General features: G+C 63.5%; 20 protein-coding genes. 6 read left to right on the top strand and 14 right to left on the bottom strand.

Features of this window, described 5'->3' with window-relative positions:
* Window positions 1–46 precede the first annotated feature (46 nt).
* On the top strand, window positions 47–145 hold the full coding sequence (locus tag NLY37_RS03800) for a hypothetical protein (protein ID WP_023670351.1): 99 nt from the start codon (window positions 47–49) through the stop codon (window positions 143–145).
* A 58-nt stretch (window positions 146–203) separates the two neighbouring features.
* Window positions 204–302 (top strand): hypothetical protein, encoded by a 99-nt coding sequence (locus NLY37_RS03795; protein ID WP_023670350.1) that lies wholly within the window; start codon window positions 204–206, stop codon window positions 300–302.
* A gap of 190 nt (window positions 303–492) precedes the next feature.
* Here NLY37_RS03795 and NLY37_RS03790 read toward each other — a convergent pair whose 3' ends face one another.
* The 8 genes from NLY37_RS03790 to minC form a co-directional block, all read right to left on the bottom strand.
* Window positions 493–1,668: a hypothetical protein gene (locus tag NLY37_RS03790; protein ID WP_023742372.1), complete on the bottom strand. Its 1,176-nt coding sequence runs from the start codon at window positions 1,666–1,668 to the stop codon at window positions 493–495.
* Between the two features lie 145 nt (window positions 1,669–1,813).
* Window positions 1,814–2,695 carry an EamA family transporter gene (locus NLY37_RS03785; RefSeq protein ID WP_023742371.1) on the bottom strand — a complete coding sequence of 294 codons (882 nt, stop codon included), beginning with the start codon at window positions 2,693–2,695 and terminating at the stop codon, window positions 1,814–1,816.
* 318 nt (window positions 2,696–3,013) lie between these two features.
* Window positions 3,014–3,595 carry a dihydrofolate reductase family protein gene (locus tag NLY37_RS03780; RefSeq protein ID WP_031246339.1) on the bottom strand — a complete coding sequence of 194 codons (582 nt, stop codon included), beginning with the start codon at window positions 3,593–3,595 and terminating at the stop codon, window positions 3,014–3,016.
* Window positions 3,596–3,760: 165 nt separating this feature from the next.
* Window positions 3,761–4,297, bottom strand: a complete 537-nt coding sequence (locus NLY37_RS03775) for an SRPBCC family protein (protein ID WP_023684811.1) — start codon at window positions 4,295–4,297, stop codon at window positions 3,761–3,763.
* Window positions 4,294–4,740: an ArsR/SmtB family transcription factor gene (locus tag NLY37_RS03770; protein ID WP_023742369.1), complete on the bottom strand. Its 447-nt coding sequence runs from the start codon at window positions 4,738–4,740 to the stop codon at window positions 4,294–4,296. Before NLY37_RS03770 ends, NLY37_RS03775 begins: the two co-directional genes overlap by 4 nt.
* 269 nt (window positions 4,741–5,009) lie before the next feature.
* The gene (gene minE, locus NLY37_RS03765) at window positions 5,010–5,282 is read right to left on the bottom strand and encodes a cell division topological specificity factor MinE (protein WP_023684809.1); all 273 of its coding nucleotides are present in this window, start codon (window positions 5,280–5,282) and stop codon (window positions 5,010–5,012) included.
* A complete protein-coding gene (gene minD, locus NLY37_RS03760; protein WP_023670342.1) occupies window positions 5,279–6,094 on the bottom strand; it encodes a septum site-determining protein MinD in 816 nt (271 codons plus the stop codon). Before minD ends, minE begins: the two co-directional genes overlap by 4 nt.
* A gap of 49 nt (window positions 6,095–6,143) precedes the next feature.
* Window positions 6,144–6,977, bottom strand: a complete 834-nt coding sequence (gene minC / locus NLY37_RS03755) for a septum site-determining protein MinC (protein ID WP_023742368.1) — start codon at window positions 6,975–6,977, stop codon at window positions 6,144–6,146.
* Between the two features lie 210 nt (window positions 6,978–7,187).
* Here minC and NLY37_RS03750 point away from each other — a divergent pair, with 210 nt between their 5' ends.
* Together NLY37_RS03750 and NLY37_RS03745 are read left to right on the top strand one after the other, a co-directional pair.
* Entirely contained in the window at window positions 7,188–8,240 is a 1,053-nt protein-coding gene (locus tag NLY37_RS03750; RefSeq protein WP_023742367.1) for a Bug family tripartite tricarboxylate transporter substrate binding protein, read from the top strand.
* Window positions 8,240–10,198 carry a tripartite tricarboxylate transporter permease gene (locus tag NLY37_RS03745; RefSeq protein ID WP_023711864.1) on the top strand — a complete coding sequence of 653 codons (1,959 nt, stop codon included), beginning with the start codon at window positions 8,240–8,242 and terminating at the stop codon, window positions 10,196–10,198. The genes NLY37_RS03750 and NLY37_RS03745 overlap by 1 nt, the downstream gene beginning before the upstream one ends.
* Before the next feature lie 8 nt (window positions 10,199–10,206).
* On the opposite strand, the gene NLY37_RS03740 is transcribed toward NLY37_RS03745, so the two are convergent.
* The 6 genes from NLY37_RS03740 to NLY37_RS03715 all read right to left on the bottom strand — a co-directional run bounded on the left by NLY37_RS03740 (window position 10,207) and on the right by NLY37_RS03715 (window position 18,635).
* Window positions 10,207–11,148 carry a class I SAM-dependent methyltransferase gene (locus NLY37_RS03740; RefSeq protein ID WP_196814116.1) on the bottom strand — a complete coding sequence of 314 codons (942 nt, stop codon included), beginning with the start codon at window positions 11,146–11,148 and terminating at the stop codon, window positions 10,207–10,209.
* On the bottom strand, window positions 11,097–12,104 hold the full coding sequence (locus tag NLY37_RS03735) for a hypothetical protein (protein WP_023693882.1): 1,008 nt from the start codon (window positions 12,102–12,104) through the stop codon (window positions 11,097–11,099). Before NLY37_RS03735 ends, NLY37_RS03740 begins: the two co-directional genes overlap by 52 nt.
* A 262-nt stretch (window positions 12,105–12,366) precedes the next feature.
* Window positions 12,367–12,684, bottom strand: coding sequence for a DUF2934 domain-containing protein (locus NLY37_RS03730; RefSeq protein WP_023742366.1), 318 nt, complete (start codon window positions 12,682–12,684; stop codon window positions 12,367–12,369).
* A gap of 85 nt (window positions 12,685–12,769) precedes the next feature.
* The gene (locus tag NLY37_RS03725; RefSeq protein WP_023742365.1) at window positions 12,770–13,363 is read right to left on the bottom strand and encodes a BA14K family protein; all 594 of its coding nucleotides are present in this window, start codon (window positions 13,361–13,363) and stop codon (window positions 12,770–12,772) included.
* Window positions 13,364–13,553: 190 nt separating this feature from the next.
* Entirely contained in the window at window positions 13,554–17,363 is a 3,810-nt protein-coding gene (gene metH, locus NLY37_RS03720) for a methionine synthase (RefSeq protein ID WP_023742364.1), read from the bottom strand.
* Between the two features lie 150 nt (window positions 17,364–17,513).
* Window positions 17,514–18,635 (bottom strand): KamA family radical SAM protein, encoded by a 1,122-nt coding sequence (locus NLY37_RS03715; protein ID WP_031246337.1) that lies wholly within the window; start codon window positions 18,633–18,635, stop codon window positions 17,514–17,516.
* Between the two features lie 201 nt (window positions 18,636–18,836).
* Here NLY37_RS03715 and NLY37_RS03710 point away from each other — a divergent pair, with 201 nt between their 5' ends.
* Together NLY37_RS03710 and NLY37_RS03705 are read left to right on the top strand one after the other, a co-directional pair.
* Entirely contained in the window at window positions 18,837–20,483 is a 1,647-nt protein-coding gene (locus NLY37_RS03710) for an acyl-CoA synthetase (protein ID WP_023733933.1), read from the top strand.
* A 244-nt stretch (window positions 20,484–20,727) separates the two neighbouring features.
* Complete coding sequence (locus NLY37_RS03705) at window positions 20,728–21,621, top strand: hypothetical protein (protein ID WP_023733931.1); 894 nt, start codon at window positions 20,728–20,730, stop codon at window positions 21,619–21,621.
* Window positions 21,622–21,851: the final 230 nt, after the last annotated feature.

The following is a 21,851-nucleotide window of genomic DNA, read 5'->3' as shown; positions in this document are numbered from 1 at the left end:
AGTGCCGATCCGTCTGGCATTATCGCGTAAGCTTGGAGGATTCACTATGAAGAAAACCTATTCGAAGCCTGTTCTGGTCAAAAAAGGCAAGCTTTCGCAGGTTACGGCGCTCGCCAATGGAGCGGGTTCCGGCCCGATCGAGTGAGGTCGTTGAGTCCGACTGTCGCCTGATCTGGCGGCCCGCCTGACACTGGAGATGCGGCATGAAGAAGACCTATTCGAAGCCGGTGCTGGTCAAGAAGGGCAAGCTCTCGCAGGTTACAGCCGATAATGGTAACGGCTCCGGGCCGGTCACCATCTAACAGCCGATCATCCGGACGCCTCGTGCCGTCTGGCCGGGAACAGGGCTTTGGGTGCCCGACGTGGAGAGTGGAAATGAAGAAAACCTATCTGAAACCGGTGCTGGTCAAAAAGGCAAGCTCTCGCAGGTCACCGCGAACGGTGCTTCCAATCCGCGATAAACCCTTTCACCCCGATTGATCGCGACACGCTTCAGCGCACAACCACCAGATCGTCGAGCACGAGCTGCCAATAGTGGCTCGTTGAAAAACGCACGCGCGTCACCGCCGCCAGCATCGGCGCATAGTGGACGGGCGCCAGTGCCGACAGGACGATCGTGTCGCTGGCGATCAGCCGGTCGCCAAGCCAGCTCTCGACCAGTGCGGTTTCGCCTTCGGACTTCAACCATGCCGCTGTCAGCATCACGGAATGGAACCCGAACGGTTTGTCGCTCGACAATTCGGCCGGGTGTCCGCTGCTCGTATAGCAGACATGGTCTCCCGAGATATTGCCGTTGACGTAGCCTTCGCTGCCTTCGGTATGATCGCGCGCCAGTGCGTTCAGGTTGAACCAGGTCAACCCGGCATAACCGGACGGCACCTTGCGCAGGCCGCGCGTCGTGACATCGTCGAAACCGATGGCCTGCAAGGACGCGGCGCTGTCGACAGCCGCGTTCTCGGGCGACAGCAGGCCGAGTTCGGTCGGGTAGGCCGACAAGGCCAGTCGTCGTTCCATGCCACCGCCGGTGATTTCGATCGCGTCGGCGTCATCGGGCAGATCGAGACGGAAGCCAGCCCCAGCACTTAGCGGATGCACTGCCACCTCTTGCCCTTTCGCCATCACCGAGATGCTCGCCGAAGCACCGTCCGCTACGCGGCCGCTGAGCCGGCGTATCGCAAACAGGCCGACCGGCTGCAGCATTGCTTCCGAGGCCAGCCCGGTGGGCGAGCCCGGCAGCGGCCGGAGGTGCTGCGACTGGACCTCGTTGGCGCTGCTGGAGCGCCAGCCGGGCGGAACCGACACGGTGAAGCGGTAGCTGCCCGGCACATGGATGGGCGCGGCCCGACGTTTCGCCGACGCCAGGAAATTGGCAAAGCCGCCGCGGTTGCTCCGCGCCGCGGCGACGAAGCGGCCGTCGCCATCATGCAGTCTGACCATGATGCCGGCCATCGGGCGGTCGCCGAGCCCGTAGCGGCCGTCGCGATCGGCATCGAAATAGACAAAGGACGAATGATTGAGCTTGCCGTGGTTGCCCGACCAGTCCCGGCGCAGGGCGTAGTCGCTGGCCGGATCTTCACGAAGCCGGGCTCTGAGACGAGACCGCGCCAGCCGCCAGGCGAGAGCCGCAACGACAGCGGCGAACCCGACAAGGAGTATTGCCTTGATCACGGACGGCTCAAGCAATGCTGTCGGCCCTGCTCATCTGGATCTCCTGCACATACATCGATCCATATATCGATGCTGCAGGCGCTTGAGCAACCGGACACGGGACCGGCGGACCACGGCATCGGCGTCACATACCCATTTCAGGCACCTATTCCGGCGATGGCACCGGCGGCTTGGTGGTCAGCGCGGCTCCGAAGGCGGCGACGACCACGGCGGCGATGCCCGCGCATTGCAACGGGCTCAGGATCTCGTGCAGGAACAGGAAGCCGGCCAGCGCGCCCAGCGCCGGCTCCAGACAAGTCAGCGTGCCGTAGAGCCTGGCCGGCATCCGGGTCAGCGCCACCATCTCCAGCCAGAACGGCAAGGCGCTGGAGAACAGCCCGACCAGCAGCGCGCTGACCAGGATCGCGGGTGCGATCAGGCCGGTACCCGCCTCGGCGAGGCCGAACGGCAGGGCGAGAGCAGCGGCAATGACCAGCCCGTAAGCCGTGGTCTGGCTGCCAAGCTCGGCGCCCGCCTTTTGCGCAAAGACGATGTAGAGCGCCCAGCAGCCGCCGGCGGCCAGCGCCAGCATCACGCCGAGCGGGTCGAGTGCACTGCCGGAGTGGATGAAGGGCGACAACAGCAATATGCCGGCAACGGCCAGCACCACCCAGACGAAGTCGGTGGCGCGCCGCGACGACAGCGTCGCCACGAGCAGCGGGCCGGAGAATTCGAGCGCCACCGCGACGCCGAGCGGAATTCTGGCGAGCGCTGCGTAAAACAAAAGGTTCAGCGCCGCGAGGTTGACGCCGTAGGCGATGAGCCAGGGCAGCACGGCGCGCGACGGCCGCACCCGCCACGGCCTCAGCACCGCCGCCAGCATCAGCGCGCCCACGACCAGCCGCAGCGCCGTGGTGCCATTGGCGCCGATCAGCGGAAACAGGCCCTTGGCGAAGGTGGCGCCGATCTGGATCGACACCATGGCGCCAAGCAACGCGCCGATCGGCAAGGCCTTCGCTTCAGCTGCGGCAATCGGCGTCGACGTCAATTCCAGTCCCTCCCCGCGCGACCAGCCGGCCGTAGCGCAGGCCGGAGATAGGGATAAAGGGCCTGGCTGTCGTGTGGCACGAGCGGGCTGTTGATAGGGCAAGGGTGGGAGGCGAACGCCGACGCATTTCCTCTCCCCCGTCGATCGGGGGAGAGGTGTCGAGCGAAGCTCGACGGAGTGGGGGTCGACCGTCCATCACATCCGCCCGATTGCCTGCTTGCCGGAGGCGGCGACCGTGGGTTTCATGAGCGCCTTCCCCCACTCCGTCGCCGCTTCGCGGCGCCACCTCTCCCCCCTCCGGAGGGAGAGGAAAAGAAGCTAGCTCGCCAGCCCATACACCAGGCTCACACGTCCATCCGACAGCGCCTCGGCCTTGCGCAGCTCCAGTCCGTGCCGGGCGTGCACCGTGCCGAACAGCGCCTTGCCTTCGCCGGCGAGCAGCGGATAGACGATCAGCCGCATTTCATCGACCAGGCCGGCTTCGATCAGGCTGGCGGTGATGCGGGCGCCGCCCATGAGGTAGATGTTCTTGCCGGGCTCGCGCTTCAGCGCCGCGACGTCGTCGAGGCGGCGCAGGAAGCGCGTCGAGGCCCAGGCGGCCGAAGTCATGGTGTTCGACAGCACATAGTGCGGGGTTTTCGCGGCAAAGCGCGCCCATTCGAGTTCGGCCGGGTCGACCAGTCTGCCGGTCATCGGCAATGGCTGGTCCGGCTCGTTCTGTTGGATCGCGCTCCAGTAGCGCTCATAACCGGCATACATGACGCCGCCGAGCAGGCAGGCGTCGATCCCGGGCATCAGGCCGTATTCCTCCGACCAGTTGTCGACCCAGTCGGCGAAGCCTTCGGGGCCTTCCATCTTGCCGTCGATGGAGATCTTCATTCCGGTGATCAATTTACGCATGACTTCCTCCTTCGGGCTTGCGGGATGCAAGCACGTTGCCTGGTTTCATTTCCGCTGGCGCGCCGCGGTGTCTGGCGAAGGCGCGTGTTTCGCCGGCCCCTGCGCCGGCATCCGGCGCAAGGGATCGATGGTGCCCGGTTGGACCGGGCGATGCGTCAGGTCAGGTCAGGCCGGCAGGCGCCGGTCGTATTCCGCCACGATACGGCTAAAGCTGTCCCAGAACGGTTCGGGCTTCTCGGCCGCCACGCGGGCAACCAGGAGGTCGAGATGCACGTGCCAGCCTGCGGCATGCATCATCAGGCTCGAGCGGTCCGGCAGGCGGCGGTGGACCAGGGTAAGCAAGACGTCGTCGCCGCGCTGCGCCAATTCGAAGGTGACATTGCCGCTGCCGTTCCAGGTGATGGTGAGCTTGCGCGGCGGATCGCATTCGACGATCTGGTTGTGCATCCGCTGCTCGCCGCCACTGAAGCTGGCCGGCCTGTCGCCGGGCGGGTCGGTCAGTTCGTCATTACGCCAGACCAGCTCGAAGGAAGAGCCTTCCTCCATCTCCATGTCGCCGGCCGCCAGCCATTGGCGGCGCAGGTCGCTCTGCGTCAGATATTCCCAGACGCGCTCCCTGGTTCCGGGCAAAAGCCGTTCGATCCTCAAAGTGGCCGGCTGGATCAGCTGGGCGTAGCCGTCGAAGCTGTTCATCTGGTTCATCGGTCGTCTCCCTCGGATGATGTTGGCCTGGATGTGTCTGGCTTGGGTGATTCCGGCTTGGATGGTTCTAGATTTGCCGGTGCCGGCGTTGACGGCGTTGTCGACGTTTTGCGCCCCGCCTCCTCGCGCAAAAGCTGTTCGAGGACATCGAGGCGGCTGTTCCAGAAACGCGCGTATTGGCCGAGCCACTGATAGGCGGTGGCCAGCGGGCGGGCCTCGAGGCGGCAGACATGGGTGCGGCCGCGCACTTCACGCCGGATCAGCCCGGCATGCTCCAGCGCCTTGATGTGCTTGGAGGCGGCGGCCAGCGACATGGCAAAGGGCTGTGCCAACTCGCTCACCGTACGCTCGCCGCCGGCGAGGTGGTTAAGCATGTTCCGGCGCGTGGCGTCGCCAAGGGCGTGAAAAACCTGGTCCATCTGGGGCGTCTCTAATTCAACCATGTAGTTGAATATAGAGGCGAGATTTTAGATAGTCAACTAGTTGGTTGAATGTTTTTTGGGGAGAGGCGCTGGCCCCCTACCTCCCCCTTGTGGGGAGGTCGGACCGCAGGTCCGGGCGGGGGTACTAGCGCTGACCGTGGGGGATGTGGATTTCCTCTTCCCTCACGAAGTCTGGGAGAGGAACCCAAGATGGCGGAGGTCCGCGCAGACCCCCACCCCGATCCGCTTTGCGGATCGACCCTCCCCACAAGGGGGAGGGTAAAGTGCCCTCACCCCGCCATGGCCAGCGGCACCGCGCTCTTGTTGGGGATCTGGATGTCGATCTCCAGCGTCGACATGGTCTCGCCGCGGTCCATCGAGACTTGCAGATAATCCTGGTCGATCTGCACATGCTTGGCGATCACCGCCATGATCTCTTCGCGCAGGATGGAGACGAGATCGGGCTGGCTGCGGTTGCGGCGCTCATAGGCGAGAAGCACTTGCAGCCGTTCGCGCGCCACCGGCGCGCTGGTGCGCCGCTTGAAGATGTCGAGCAGGTTCATGCCGCCCTCCTTCCCAAAAGACGATCCAGGAAGCCCTTGCGCTCGAAGGGCACGATGACCGGCAGCTGTTCGCCCTCGAGCCGCTTGGCCGCGTCGATGTAAGCCTTGGCAGCGGCGTTCAGCGGCTCCGACAGCGTCACCGGCGAACCGAGGTTGGAGGCGCGCAGCACATCCTGGCTCTCGGGGATAATGCCGAGCAGCGGCACCGACAGGATCTCCAGCACATCGTCGATGGACAGCATTTCACCGCGCGCGGCGCGTCCCGCGTCGTAGCGCGTGACCAGCACATGCTTGGCGATCTGCTCGCCCTCCTCGGCGCGCAAGGTGCGGGAATCGAGCAGGCCGATGATGCGGTCGGAATCGCGCACCGACGACACTTCCGGATTGGTGACGATGACCGCCTCGTCGGCAAAGCGCATGGCGAGTTGCGCGCCGCGCTCGATGCCGGCTGGGCTGTCGCAGAAGACATAGTCGAACACCGAGCGCAGCTTGCCGATGACCTCGGCCACGCCCTCCTCGGTCAGCGCATCCTTGTCGCGCGTCTGCGAGGCCGGCAGCAGGAACAGCGTCTCCACCCGCTTGTCGCGGATCAGCGCCTGCGACAGCTTTGCCGAGCCCTGGATGACGTTGACGAGGTCGAACACCACGCGCCGCTCGGCGCCCATGATCAAATCGAGGTTTCGCAGGCCGACATCGAAATCCACCAGCGCCACCTTCTTGCCGGTCTTGGCGACCGCCGCCCCCAGAGCCGCGGTCGAGGTCGTCTTGCCGACGCCCCCCTTGCCCGAGGTGACCACCACTACCTTGCCCATCAATAAAGCCTCCATTGTTGTTCGTTATGTCGTTGTCGGGCGAGACGCATTAGCTGAAAGGGGCGATGCGCAGCATGCCGTTGTCGAGAAATGCCTGCACAGGCTTGCCCCGGACTGACGGGTCCATCTCCTCGGCGGTGCAATACCAGCCATCCACCGAGAGAAGTTCGGCTTCGTTCCTGCGGCAGAAGACACGCGCCGCCGTGTTGCCTTGAGCGCCCGCCGAAGCGCGGCCGCGCAGCGTGCCATAGACATGGATGGAACCGGTGGCGACGATCTCGGAGCCGGAGGCGACCGAACCCAGCACGATGACATCGCCATGCGGATGGAAGATCAGCTGCCCCGAACGGATCGGCGAGCGGATCATCAACGTGCCGGCGTCCGGCGCGGCAATTTTGACGTCTTGAGGCTGCGTCTTGGCACCGCCCGCCGGTTTCAACTCGCCCGCCTTCAAATCGCCGGCCTCTGCCTTGATGTCACCGGCCGCCTTCATGTCGCCCACCGCAGTGGCGTCCTCCGCCCTGCCCGCCTTGCGGCTCGGCTGCAGCAGCAGCCCGTCGGTGGTCGCCTCCTTGGCGCCGACCAGCACCGGCGGCAGATGCGCGCCAAGCTCAGTGCCGCCGTCGAGCTCGATGGCGTAGATGCGAATGCCGCGCTGGCCGAGCAGATCGACCAGCGCTTCGATGGCCACGACATCGGGCTTCAGCACGTTCAGGTCGAGCACCACCGGGCGCCCGGCAAAATAGCCCGGCGAATTGCCGACCCAGCGATCGAGGCTCTCCAGCCAAACATCCAAAGGCGCATCTGGCGTCAGCGTGAAAGCGACGAAGGAGCGGGCGCGAAAGCGAATGGACTTGGCCTCGAGGGGAGCGGCAAAGGTCACGGCGGGCGATTCCTTACTGAGAGGTAAACGCTAGCCGTGGTATGGTTAATGAAAGGTTAATGAACTGAATAACCGCATGGCAGATCGGACGCCAATTGGCGACACAGACCGCGACATTCACGAAACTAAGCGCGATTGCTAAGGAACAACGCTGGCGTTGCAAGGGCTATCTAAAGTATCACCACTGGGTGAAATCTGGGGCTTGGCGAGATGAAGTTCTTTCGTGTGGCGTTGGCGGCAATCACCGCCGCGGCAATCTACCTGCCGTCCGCGGCAAGCGCCGGCGAGATCGCTTGCGCAACCACCTACGCCGGCCGGCGAATCACCCTCGTTGTCCCCAACGCTGCCGGCGGCGGCTATGATACCTATGCCCGTGCATTTGCGCCGGCCCTTGCCAGCACGACCGAGCTCGATGTCAGGGTCGTGAATATGCCCGCGGCAGGCGGATTTGCGGCGCTAAAGCGTGTAACCAATGCGCCGTCCGACGAACTGGTCCTTATGATTGAAAGCGTCTCCGACATAATTTCGCAAGGTGACATTCCGGCTGGCGTCGACAACTGGATCAATCGGCTAAATCCGATAGGACTGATTCACATCGATCCCGAAGCGTGGATCGTTCGGAACGATGTCGATTTGCAAAGCGCCAAACATCTGGTCGCGTCGGTTTCATCGTTTGAAGCCGGCATCCTGCCGATAGTGCTCACCGCGCACCTCCTCGATATCAAGGTCGACGTGGTCTCAGGCTATGAAGGCAGCGGCGCACTCATGTCCGCGCTCCTGCGTGGCGAAGGCGATATGACATCCAATTCATTGACGACAGGCTTGCGCTCGACCGCCGCAGGCGAGGCCAAAGTCGGTCTGGTTCTCACGGAGGGACCTGACCCGAACGCGCCAGGCGTGGCTTTCCTGGCGGGCGAAGGAGGGTTGGTGTGGCAGCGCAGCCAAGGCCTTTCCAAGGAGAAGCAGGAAGAGCGATTGCGGTTGGCCATCGCCGTCGCGAAAGCTTCGGCGACAGCGCGGGGATTTTTTGCCCCTGCCGACATGGAGCAGAAATCGCTAGGTTGTCTTCGTGACGCCGTCTCCGCCGCGGTTAAGAGCGATGGGTTCAAGGTGGCGCTTGAAGCTCAGAAACGTCCAATCGAGCCGCGCGACGCCGACGAGACCGTCATCGTGATCAACGATATGCTCAGTGCCTTCCATGAGGCGGAAGCGTATCTGAAAAAACACCCGGAACTCGAGCGGGATGCGCGAGCAACGCGCTGATGACCGGATATTGGGCTGCCCTCGGCACTGGACTGGGCAATGTATTCTCCTGGCCGAACATACTGATCCCGGTGCTTGGCACCTTGGTTGCCATGGCTACGTCCTTTCTTCCAGGGATTGGCGGCGCCAGCCTTGCAACCCTTCTGCTGGTCGCAACCGTGCATTGGGATCCGGTATCGGTGTTGTTGCTGTTTGGCGCCCTGACCGGCGGCGCGACCTTCATGGGATCTATAACGGCTATCCTCTTCAACATACCTGGCAACGCGCCAAGCGCGGCAACCCTGCTCGACGGCCATCCGATGTCCAGGGCCGGCCTGCCTCGCACCGCGATAGCCGCCGCGGCAACGGCCTCGGCCGTCGGATCGGTTTTTGGCGTCCTCGTCCTCATAGCGCTTATGCCGATCATTCGGCCGTTCATCCTGCAATTCGGACCGTTTGAATACGTGCTGCTCGGCGTGTGGGGCCTGTCGACGATCATTGCGGTTCCAAGCGCGTCCCGTCTGAAAGCGCTGGCGATGGCGCTGCTGGGGCTTTTGGTCGGTCTTGTCGGAACTGATCCGACCTATGGCCAACCACGCTGGACGTTTGGGAGCATCGCTCTCTTCGACGGCGTCGACATGGTCGCGCTGCTGCTTGGCTTTTTCACCGTTTCTGAAATCATCTCGTGGCGAAAAAGATTGCAGCTTGAAAAAGCGGCTGGCCTGGAAAACGCGAACGACTCGATCTGGACCGGTATGCTTGCTGTCTTTCGTCATTGGGGACTAACAATGCGATCGTCGGCCATCGGCGTGTTGGTCGGCATCATTCCAGGTGTTGGAGGAACGGTCGCCAGCTTCGTTGCCTACGGGCAGGCGATCCAGACAACCCCCAAGGACCAGCGCTCAAGGTTCGGATCTGGTGACATCAGGGGCATCATTGCGCCGGAAGCGGCCGTCGATTCGAAGGACGGAGGCTCGCTTCTGCCGACCGTTGCCTTCGGCCTTCCCGGCAGCGAGGGCGGCTTGATCCTGCTGACAGTCCTGACGGTACACGGCATCGTTCCGGGCATACCGATGCTGACGACCGGCTTGCCCCTGACGTTCACGTTGATTACCGCGCTGCTGCTGTCGAACCTGCTGACGTCCGCAGTGGGATTGGTGTTGACACCATATTTTGCGCGCCTGACTGCTCTCAGGATCGACCGCATCGCGCTCCCGATCATTGTCGTCAGCTTCGTGACGATCGTGCAGCTAAACGGGCTGCTGATCGATCTGTACGTAGCCGTCGCTTTCGGGCTGGCCGGCTACATGCTGAAGCGCCTCGCCTGGCCGCAAATTCCTTTTGTCATATCATTCGTCCTGGGCGGCTTCATCGAGCGAAACCTGGCGCTCAGTGTGGAGTTGGCCCGTGTCGGCAGGCTAAACCCTCTACAACGGCCGGCGTCGTTGACGATCATGGTCATAATCGCGCTTTCCCTCGCATGGATCGTGCGCGGTGGTGTTTTGCCGCCGCGACGTGTCAAGCCAAAGCGTGCCGATGCCGCAGTCGCATGGCTGTTGACCGGTGGATGCGCTGTGATGGCAGCGATATCGCTCCAAGGGCAGCCAGGCTATTCGATCTTCGCGCAGGCCGTGGCCTGGTGTTGTCTGTTTGCGATGCTCGCGGTCGCCCTTGTGCAAACGATCTCGCTTGTTGGCCACGAGAAACAGGGAGGCGAACGGACCCATACGATCCCGGAAAGCCATCGTGTGCCGTTGATGATGATGCTCCTGTTGCCGGTCGCTGTCTGGCTGGCGGGCCTCCCGCCGGCGCTGTCCCTGTTTACCCTGGTATGGATTTCAGCCGGTCAGAAGCTGACCTTGAAGTCGGCGACACTGGCATCTTGCACCTCGGTTGCGGTCGCAGTGGCGACCTGGTTTTATCTCGATCGGATAGCCGCTATCGACCTTCCCGCTTCTGCGATGTCGCACTTATTCTAGTGGTCGGGCTACATCCTGACGGCGACGATTTCGTATCTTGGAATTGTCTGGACGCTGTCGGCAGCGGCAAGCGGGGAAACGCTTTTCCCGGTATGATGCTGCTCCGAGCCGACAATCGTCAGGTTGGATTGCTTCAGCATATCCGCAAGGTCTGAATATGTAGTGCGATCTTCATGCAGCGGTTCACCCCAGAGCGCTTCGACGGCCGTCTTCAGCTCCGCCACGGCAGCGGCAGGAAAATGCGCCGCGACGGCGGCCTTCTCGATGGTCGAAAGCCTTCGGCCGATTTCAGCGCTGCCGCGAGGCCCCCTCGGCTGGTCTTTTTCCGATAGCAACCTCTGGGAGAGAAGCAGGCGTCCGCCAGGCTTGAGACTACGCGCCCAACTGTCGACCACCTGCTGGCGTGCGCTGCGGTCGAAGAAATTAAGAACGCTATGCGCGACAACTGCCTGCACCGGCGCACAGTCGCAACCGCGAATGTCGGCGCGGTGGGTCTCGAGCGCAAAACCGGCGGAGCGGGCAAACAGCCTGTTCTGTTCGACCGTCGTTTCACAGCGATCGATCAGCACAAATTCGGGCTCGATGCCGACCGGCCTCGTTTGGCCCAGAACCATTGCCGCCAGGCCGGTGTCGGCCGCGCCCGACAGGAGAATGCGACAGCGTCCCTCCTGGGCCACGGCAGCCAATTCACGCCCAAAGAACCCCCCGCCGGCCGGCTTGGCACCTTTCGATTCCAGCAGGCGGATCATGCTCCACGTGCGATGGTAGGGCATACACCCATGGCTCGGGTCACACAGCACCTCAGCCCAATCAAACGAAAAACGGGCAAGTTGCGTGAGTGGTTCGTCGGTGTAAATCGAGAGCCGTTGTCCTGCCGGTGGGCTTTCTCGCGGGCCGTTCATTGCGATTGCATCTTCCTTCGCCGGGCCATTCTTGTTCTCCAAAGCCATCTCACCGGCCATATCCAGCGGCCCGACTGAATGAATTGGTAAGATCCGGCTGAAGGCAGGAAGTCGATTCTCCCGGTGCCGGAACTGTCGATTGCCTCGAATGCAACTTTCAACGCCGCGATAATGTGGCCACGTCGTTCCTCACGGGCGGCTGCGCCACCTTTGAACTTCGGAAAAGTCGGATTGGGGTTGACCTCGAATATCACCAATGCGCCGTCTCGCAACGTGTAGTCCACGCGGCCGAACTGGATATGGCCCGTATTGCAGGCGCGAAGCAGGTCCTCAGCGTGCGGATTGTCCTTTACGAAGGCGAGTTCCTCGCGCACGAAATCCGGGTCGGTGCTGCTTGCCGATGACTTAACGTTCCAGTCGACGGACCTAAGTATGTGCTGGGACACAATCGCATCCCCAATGCGGAATGCGCCATACTTTCGATAGTAGCCGTTCGAATCGCGATCGGCTTCGAAGGAGACGGCGATGCGCCGCTTCATCGGCTTGGCGTTGCCCTGGAGCACGGCGATCGCCTCTTCAAGTTGGCGTGGGTTTTCCAGAAGCTTGGTTTCCGGCCCCCAAAAGCCATCTTCCATCCGGATAAAAACAGGGTAACGGGTTGGTCGCTCATCCTGCTCCAGACGCGATACTTCGACCGGGTTGCTTCCTCTAATACGAAGCCGGCGGAGCAGGGCGAACCGCTCCAGGACAGTCGCGGGATGGTTTAGAATTCGAGCATCAGGGTCGGCGCGCTTTGCGGCTTCGGCAATATCCGCCGCCGCCATCATTTCCATGCCATTCAGATACTCAAAATCAGTAAAAACCAAGGTACCCGCGGGAAAGTTTAGTCGGCGGAAGACTGACTGATAGGTTTCCATGCGCAAAAGCGGCAACAAGTGCCCTGCCGACGAAATCAGCCGCCGCATCGGCGTCTGATTCAACTCGTGCACCAACACTGTGATCATCGTTGCTCGCCACCCCGTCTCGACGTCGTATAGAGAAAGTGGCGAGAGTGTCTACAGGCACGCTGGTGCCGCGAAGTGGTTGGCACTTCGTATCGCGGCATCTGGGCTGCTTCGCCGGCGTCGGCACCGTCCGCTTACGGATGTTGCTATGGCCAGCACGGATCAATTTGGGCGCAAAGCTGTCGGAAATGACGGCCTCTGTCGCGACTGCCAAGTGATAAGTGTCAACAAGACACTCTGAAAGATCGTCCTAGCCCTCCGATCAGGACGTCGCCCGCCTCTTTCCCTCAATCCCCCGCGCAGCCTGCTCAACTGCGGCGCGGTCCGTGCCCAGTCTGTCGATCAACTCCTGCGCCTCGTCGCCCGATATGCCGGTGCGCACGGCGAGTTCCTCGACGGTCAGGACGTCGGTGCTGGCGATCTCGCGCGGCAGGGCGTCGTCGGCGGTCAGCGGCAGGGCTGCTTCGCGGTCGATTTCGGCCTCGGCCCGGTGCCAGTGGTGCTCGGGGTCGCCAGTGCCTTCGCGCTCCCAGATCTGGTAGGCGCGCTGCTGTATCTTGTGATGCCGGTCGTCTTCCATGGTGGTTCTCCCCTGGGCTTTGAGGACGATCCGAACGATCCCAGAAATCGCGCGGTCGCAATCGTTGCGGCGCCCTTCGCGCTGGCTATTCGCATTGCCGTCTCGGCCCGCCGGAATATGGCTGGTAGCTGTTGTCTTCCGGACGGTATGAGCGATAGCGGCTGAAGCAGGAGGCGACATGGTCCGGTTGGTCGCCGCCGGCGGCCGCGTAGGCGCCCGCGCCCTCGACGTAGCTTGCCTCTCGCGGCGCGACGCGGTCGGCGGCGAGATAGGGCGATACGCAGGTGCGCTGCTGTCCGCTATAGGACATGTAGCTGTTGTCGTCGGGATCGTAGGAGCGGTATCGGCTGGCGCACCAGGCGAGATGCGGCGGCGGCAGTCCGGTCCGCGCGATGGCGCCGGTGACTGTGGGATCGGGCTGCTGCCTGGCCGGGTCCTGGGCTGGCTCCTTGGCGGCGATGTCGGCAGGCGCGGACTGCTCGGGCGGCACACGTTCGAAGTCCTGCGCCGTCTTGTCCACCGGCCGCGCTTTCCGGGTCCACAGTTCCGCCACGCTGACGGTGGGCCTTGCCTCCCGCACAGGCTTGGCGGCAAGCAGCCAAGCTGCGAAAACCAGCCCGCTGCCGAACACCGCAAGGGTCAGCACGAAGCCGCCGACCAGTCCCAAAATCGCTTTCACTCGACACTCCTTGTGTCCCTGCCAATAAAATGCGGGACATCACGGCTTGTTCCAGAAAAGCAGGCGCGAGGGACCTAAGTCTGACCTACCGACAACCGCCAGCTCGCCGAGAACCGGGTGCGGCGCGATTTTTTTCGACGGTGAAAAATCAAGGGAGCGGTCGAGCAGCCATTGGGCCACGTCGCAGCCGCTATTCCGCCGCCTCGGCATAGTGCTGAGGGACATAGTTGAGGATCGGGCCGAGCCAGCGCTCGGCATCGGCCAGCGGCATGGCTTTGCGGCGGGCATAGTCCTCGACCTGGTCGCGCTCGACTTTGGCGACGCCGAAATAATAGCTTTCGGGATGGGCGAGATAGATGCCGGAGACCGAGGAGCCCGGCCACATCGCATAGCTCTCGGTCAGGCTGACGCCGACATTGCGCTCGCCGTCGAGCAGCCGGAACAAGGTCGCCTTCTCGGTATGATCGGGCTGCGCGGGATAGCCGGGCGCCGGGCGGATGCCGCGATAGGGCTCGCCGACCAGTTCGTCGGGCGCCAGCGTCTCGTCTGATGCATAGCCCCAGAATTCCTTGCGCACCTTCTCGTGCATGCGCTCGGCGAACGCTTCGGCGAAACGATCGGCCAGCGCCTTGACCATGATCGAGGAATAATCGTCATTGGCGCGCTCGAAGCGCTCTGACATCGCCACCTCCTCGATCCCCGCGGTGACGATGAAGCCGCCGATATAGTCCGGCTTGCCTATGTCCTGAGGCGCGACGAAATCCGACAACGCGACATTAGCCTTGCCGTCGCGCCTGGTCAGTTGCTGGCGCAGCGTGAAGAAGGTTGCCAGTTCCTGCGAGCGTGCCTCATCCGTGAACAACCTGATGTCGTCGCCGACGGTGTTCGCCGGCCAGAAGCCGATGACGGCGCGCGGCGCGAACCATTTTTCCGCGATGATCTTTTTCAGGATCGCCTGCGCGTCCTCGAAAAGCTGGCGCGCGGCGGCTCCCTGCTTCTCGTCCTCAAGGATCTTGGGATAACGCCCCTTCAGCTCCCAGGTCTGGAAGAACGGCGTCCAGTCGATGTAGCGCGAGAGCTCAGTCAGGTCCCAGTTCTCGAACACTTTCACGCCGGTGAAGGACGGCTTCGGCGGTTCATAGGCGGACCAGTCCACCCTGTGCGCATTGGCCCTGGCCTTTGCCAGCGGCAGCCGCTGCTTGTCGGCCTCGGAGCGGGCATGCGCGTCGGCGACCTTTTTGTACTCGGCCCGCACTGTGTCGACGTAGCCGCCCTTGGTCTCGTTCGACAGCAAGGACGAGACGACGCCGACCGCCCGGCTGGCGTCATTGACATAGACCGTCTGTCCCCTGGAGTAGCGGGGATGGATCTTCACCGCCGTGTGCACGCGGCTGGTTGTCGCGCCGCCGATCAGCAGCGGAATGTCAAACCCTTCGCGCTCCATCTCGGCGGCCATGTGCACCATCTCGTCCAGCGATGGGGTGATCAGGCCGGACAGGCCGATGACGTCGACATTTTGCTCGCGCGCCGTCTGCAGGATCTTTGCCGCCGGCACCATGACGCCGAGATCGATGATCTCGTAATTGTTGCAGGCCAGAACGACGCCGACGATGTTCTTGCCGATGTCGTGGACATCGCCCTTTACAGTCGCCATCAGGATTTTGCCGGCCGTCTGGCGCTCGCCATTGTCGATGCCATTGGCGGCGTTGGCCAGTTTTTCGGCCTCCATGTGCGGCAGCAATCCGGCCACCGCCTGCTTCATCACGCGCGCCGACTTCACCACTTGCGGCAGAAACATCTTTCCAGCGCCGAACAGATCGCCGACGACATTCATGCCGGCCATCAGCGGGCCTTCGATGACATGCAGAGGCCGCTCGGCCGCAAGCCGCGCCTCTTCGGTGTCGGCGTCGATGAATTCGGTGATGCCGTTGACCAGCGCATGGGAAATCCGCTGCTCGACTGTCCAGTCGCGCCAGGCGAGATCGCGCTCCCTGGCGTCCTTGCCGGCCGTGCCCTTGAAACGCTCGGCGATCTCCAGCATGCGTTCGGTGGCGGTGCCGCCGGCCCTGGGCGCGCGGTTGAGCACGACGTCCTCGCACGCTTCGCGCAGCCCCGGCTCGATCGTGTCGTAGACGGCCAGCTGGCCAGCATTGACGATGCCCATATCCATGCCGCGCTGGATGGCATGGTAGAGGAACACCGCGTGCATCGCCTCGCGCACCGGCTCGTTGCCGCGGAAGGAGAAGGACAGGTTCGAGACGCCGCCCGAGATATGCACATGCGGCAGCGTGGCGGTGATCTCGCCGGTGGCCTCGATGAAGTCGACGCCGTAATTGTCGTGCTCCTCGATGCCGGTGGCGACCGCGAAGACGTTGGGGTCGAAGACGATGTCTTCGGGCGGGAAACCGGCCTGTTCGGTGAGCAGCTTGTAGGCGCGGGTGCAGATCTCGACTTTGCGCGCCCTGGTGTCGGCCTGGCCGGCCTCGTCGAAGGCCATGACGACCACGGCCGCGCCATAGGCGCGCACCAGCTTCGCGTGGTGCAGGAACGCTTCCTCGCCTTCCTTCATCGAGATGGAATTGACCAGCGGCTTGCCCTGCACGCATTTAAGCCCGGCCTCGATAATCTCCCATTTCGAGGAGTCGACCATCACCGGGACACGGGCGATGTCGGGTTCGGCGGCGATCAAATTGAGGTACTCGACCATCGCCTTTTTCGAATCGATCAGGCCTTCATCCATGTTGATGTCGATGATCTGTGCGCCATTGGCGACCTGGTCGCGCGCCACGTCGAGCGCCGGGACATAGTCGCCCGCCGTGATCAGCTTTCGGAACCTGGCCGAGCCGGTGACGTTGGTGCGTTCGCCGACATTGACGAAGGGAATCTCGTCGGTCAGCGTGAACGGCTCCAGCCCCGACAGGCGCATCTTGCGCTCGATCTCGGGGATGGCGCGCGGCGGATACTTCTTGACAGCCTCGGCGATGGCGCGGATGTGGTCCGGCGTCGAGCCACAGCAGCCGCCGACGACGTTGACGAGCCCTTCCCGCGCAAAATCCTCGATCTGCGCGGCCATGAAGTCCGGGCTCTCGTCATAGCGGCCGAATTCATTGGGCAGGCCGGCATTCGGATAGGTGCAGACGAAGGTGTCGGCGGCGCCTGAAATTTCGGCCAGATGCGCGCGCATCGCATTGGCGCCGAGCGCGCAGTTGAGGCCGATGGTGAAGGGGTTGGCATGGCGCACCGAATGCCAGAAGGCGGTCGGCGTCTGGCCCGACAGCGTGCGGCCGGAGAGATCGGTGATGGTGCCCGAAATCATCACCGGCAGGCGCACGCCCTTTTCGAGGAAAATCTCGTTGCAGGCAAAGATCGCCGCCTTGGCGTTCAGCGTATCGAAGATGGTCTCGATGAGAATGATGTCGGCGCCACCGTCGACCAGGCCGCGCAACTGCTCGCCATAAGCCAGGCGCAATTCATCGAAGGTCACCGCGCGGTAGCCGGGATTGTTGACGTCGGGGGACATCGAGGCGGTGCGGTTGGTCGGCCCGAGCGCGCCGGCGACGAAGCGCCGCTTGCCGTCCTCCTGCTGTGCCCTCGCCGCTGCCCGACGCACCAGCCGCGCGCCGTCGCGGTTCAGCGCGTAGACGGCATCCTCCATGCCGTAATCCGCCTGGGCGATCGAGGTCGAGGAGAAGGTGTTGGTCTCGAGGATATCGGCGCCAGCGATGGCGTATTGATAATGGATCTCCTCGATCGCCTTCGGCTGCGTCAGGATCAAGAGGTCGTTGTTGCCCTGCTGGTGGCAGGCGCAGCCGGCAAAAGCCTCGCCGCGGAAATGCTCCTCGTCGAAACCGAGACCCTGGATCTGCGTGCCCATGGCGCCGTCGAGGATGAGGATGCGTTCGCGTGCCGCCGCGGTGAGCGCCGCAAGCACTTCCGAACCGTCGGGCTTGGCCGCGACGGGGCCGAACATTGCGTCCAGCGATGCAGAATTCTGCGACATTTTTTATCCTTGAGGCGACAACCATCACATAAGGATATCTTTATGTCAACATACGGAATGCAAGCGAACGCGTAGTGGCGAGAGTTTGGTGCGATGGTCATCCCGATCGACAATGTGACGGCGGCGGTCATCGTCGCCGCTGCGCCCTGCCTACACCACGACGTCCCGATACAGCCTCACCTCGCCGTCCTGGCCGCGGATGCGCCAGTCCTGCCCGTCCCGGCCCTCGACATGGCATGGCCCGAGCGGCACCTTGCCACCGCCTTCCGGCAGGTCCAGCACATAGACCGGATTGCAGATGCCCGACAGGCGGGCGCGCAGCGCGCCGGCCAGCGCCTGTCCCTGCGCAATCGTGGTGCGCCTGTGCGCCATGCCGCGCGCGAGGTCGCCATGGTGCAGGTAATAGGGTTTGACGCCGAGCCGGTACATCAGTTCGCGGCAGAGTTCCTCCAGCACTTCGACCGTGTCGTTGACGCCCTTGAGCAGGACGCTCTGGTTGAGCAGCACGAAGCCTGCCTGGCGCATGGCGCGGCAGGCCAATTCGGCGGCCGGCGTGATCTCCCGCGCATGGTTGAAATGGGTGACGACGGTGACCATCAGCCGGCCCTGCAAGGCGTGAACCAGCCCCGGCGTGATGCGCGCGGGCAGTACGACAGGCACGCGCGTGTGGATACGCAGCAGCCTGACATGCGCGATCGCCTCGATGCGGGCGCGGATTTCAGCCAGCGCCTTGTCGGGCAGCGAAAGCGGATCGCCGCCCGTCAGGATCACTTCGCGGATTTCGGTATGGCCTTCGATATAGGCAAAAGCCTCTTCGAGCGCTTCTCGCGTATAGCCGCGGCCGATCGAGGTCAGGGACTCCTTGCGGAAGCAGAAACGGCAATAGACCGCGCATTGGTAGGTCGCAAACAACAGCACCCGGTCGGCGTGGCGGTGCGTCAGTCGCGGGACCGGACTGAAGGCATGGTCGGCGATCGGATCGTCGAGCTCGCCTTCCGTTTCCGTCAGCTCATCCGGCGATGGAATGACCTGGGCGCGGATCGGATCGGCGGGATCGTTCCAGTCGATCAGGTCGAGATAGGTTTTGGGGGCACGCACCTTGTGGCGTACGACCGCCTCCTGCGCCGCCGCGCGCTCGGCGGGTGACAGCGGCAGGGAGGCGAGATCGCGGACGTGGCGCACGCCCGCGCGGATGTCGTTTTGCCAGGCGGTGTCGGCATCGCGTCCTTCGTCGGCGATGGCCGCGTCATCGAAAGTTGAGTCTGGGGTCATTGGGGCCTCGGGGCAATTCTGGCGGTGCTATCGGCCGGATGGACGGTTCGGTCAACAGCAGTGGCTCGGCGCGGATTGTCGCTGCGCTGCGATCCTTCGCATCCCCCGACTATCGCCGTAATCGACCAGCGCAGCAATTTCAGGCAATCTCACCGATAAGGCGCTCCAAGGGGAGATGGGCGCCGCCTAGGGAGGATCGCCATGAGCAAAATGCCGCGTTATGAGGATGCCGTTCAGCGCTTTCGCATCGAAGATGAGATCGCGCGGTTGTATGGCAACCCTGGAACCGGCATCAATGCCTATGTCGAATGCTGCGGCCGCTACACCGGAGAAGACCGGCTGGCGCTGCGCGCGATCTCGGCCGGCGGCGAGCTTCGCGAATTCATCTTCGACGATCTCGCCGACATGTCGGGGCGCGCCGCCAATGTGCTCAAGGCCGCCGGCGTCGGTGCCGGCGATGTCGTCGCCGGCATGCTGCCGCGCGTCCCCGAACTGGTGGCGCTGATCCTCGGGACGTGGCGCATCGGCGCGGTCTACCAGCCGCTGTTCACCGCCTTCGGTCCGAAAGCCATCGAGCACGGCCTCGGCTATAGCGGCGCCAGGATCGTGGTGACCAACCCGGCCGATCGCGGTAAGCTCGACGAGGTCGAGACATCAGCGCAAATCGCCACCATTCTTGGCAATGGCGATGTGCTGCCTGCAGGCGACATCGATTTCCGCGCCGCGCTTGCCGCCGCCTCGCCCGACTGCCAGCCGGTGATGCGCAAGGGCGACGACTTGTTCATGATGATGTCGACGTCGGGAACGACCGGCCTGCCCAAGGGCGTGCCGGTGCCGCTCCGCGCCCTGCTCGCCTTCGGCGCCTATATGCGTGACGCGATCGGCTTGCTGCCCGACGACATCTTCTGGAACATCGCCGACCCCGGCTGGGCCTACGGCCTCTATTACGCCATCACCGGCCCGTTGCAGCTCGGCATCGCCACGACCTTCCATGAAGGCGCCTTCAACGCCAAGAGCACTTACGACATCATCGAGCGGCTCGGCGTCACCAGCCTTGCCGGCTCGCCGACCGCCTATCGCCTGCTGATGGCGGAAGGCGCGGAAGCTGCGGCCCGCGTCAAAGGCAGACTGCGCGTGGTGAGCAGCGCCGGCGAGCCGCTCAACCCGGAAGTCATCCGCTGGTTCGACGCAAATCTCGCCGCGCCCATTCACGACCATTACGGCCAGACCGAGAACGGCATGATGGTCAACAACCATCATGGGCTCTCGCATGTCGTTCGCGCGGGCTCGGCCGGCTTCGCCATGCCCGGATATCGCATGGTGGTACTGGACGAGGCCGGCAACGAGCTCGGCCCCAACCAGCCCGGCATCCTCGCCGTCGACATCGCGAAGTCGCCGCTGCGCTGGTTCGACGGCTATCACCAAGCCGAGACGCCGGCGATCAGGGGCGGCTACTACCGCACGGGCGACACGGTGGAGTACGAGCCGGACGGTTCGGTCTCCTTCATCGGCCGCGCCGACGATGTCATCACTTCGGCCGGCTATCGCATCGGCCCGTTCGACTTCGAAAGCGCGCTGATCGAGCATCCGGCGGTCAACGAGGCGGCCGTGGTCGGCGTACCCGATCCGCAGCGCACAGAGATCGTCAAGGCCTTCGTCGTGCTGGTGCCGGCTTACAAGGGCAACCCCGACCTCGCCGAAGAGCTTGCCCAGCACGTCAAGAAACGGCTGTCGGCGCACGCCTACCCGCGCGAGGTCGAGTTCATCACCGAACTGCCGAAGACCCCGAGCGGCAAGATCCAGCGCTTCCTGCTGAGGAAGGCGGAGGTGGAGAAGCGCAAGGCGTGACTAGGCGCCAATCTCCCCCCTCGAGGGGGAGATGTCGCCGAAGGCGACAGAGGGGGTCGTTGCGCGTGAAGCGCTAACGTCGTCTCGCGCTGCAAAAGGAGTCAGCGCTTCACGCGCGGCGACCCCCTCTGGCCTGCCGGCCATCTCCCCATCAAGGGGAGAGATCTGCAGCTCCAACGCCGTCTTTTTTCAGCCCAATGTTGTCATGTATCCTTGGAATCGAACGTAGAGCAGGGTTTATATCATGCGGTGGGTCTGGACGTTTCTGTTTGCGCTGGTGAGCAGCGTGGCTTTCGCGGCCTCGCCGGAGGACGACTATGTCGCCGCGCGTGACAAGGCGATGGCTGATATCGCGGCGCTGAACAGCGCGAACGCGGCAATCGAGACCATCGACGCTGAGAACGAGAAGGCCTTGGCCGACCTCCAGCAGCGTCTTGCCGGCATTATCGGGCCGCTGGCGGTCAAGGACTTTCCGCCAACCGGCACAATCAATATCGAAAGCCTCAGCGACTCCGATATCGGCTATGGCATGCTCGATGGGCTGCGATACACCAAGGGCGACGACGGCCCCAGCCTAGTGGCAACGACGCGAGGGCTGCTGGAGCGCTGGCTCCAGTCCAGGACCGCCGAGACCGACGAGAGTTTCAAACTGCCCGCCGGCATCGATGAGGCGCTTAAGCTCGATGCCTTCTACACCCAGGCGATCAACAGCGACGCCGCCTTCGAGGGAACACTCGACTTTCCATTGAAGAAGCCCGAAGGCGCCGACATCGCCTTCGCACGGCTCGGCGGCTGGACGCAGGACGTCGGGCCGATCTACGAGCAGGAAGTCATCGTTACGCTCGTCAAAGGCAACAGCGTGAGAATTGTCGCAGCGCCGGCAGCCCCTGCCGTTCCGAAGTTCGCCGCCTGCGACGCCGTGTGGGCTGCTGCGGACGCCGCCGCGCAGAAATTCCAGGAGGCCTACCAGGCATCGGACCTGAAGGACGAAAAAGCGTTCGAGTCCTCCAACGCCGCCTGGGACAAGGGCGACAGCGACTACCGGGCCTGCATGGCGCAGCGCCTGCCGGCTGACCCGGCTTTCCCGGCGCTGCTCGCCCAGGCGCAGGCGCTGGCCGATCAAATGGCTGGGAAGTAAGCCTCCCGCAAGGGCCCGCGCGGCAAGATCAGGCGGCTTGTTGCAATCTGAGGCGAATATGACTTCGCCGCTGGGTTGCAGAACTCTGCAACCTGGCGTCCTACTTTCGGACAGTCATTCAGATTTCGGCTGGACCCTGGCAACCAAAAGCTTACCGTTTGTTCTCGGATTCGTCTCGAAGCTCAAATTTAAGCTTTAGCTACTATGGTCGACCGAAGGACTACTGTCCT

It is taken from the genome of Mesorhizobium sp. C395A, assembly GCF_030323205.1.
Classification (GTDB): domain Bacteria; phylum Pseudomonadota; class Alphaproteobacteria; order Rhizobiales; family Rhizobiaceae; genus Mesorhizobium.
This window is presented reverse-complemented; position numbering and strand designations above follow the sequence as displayed.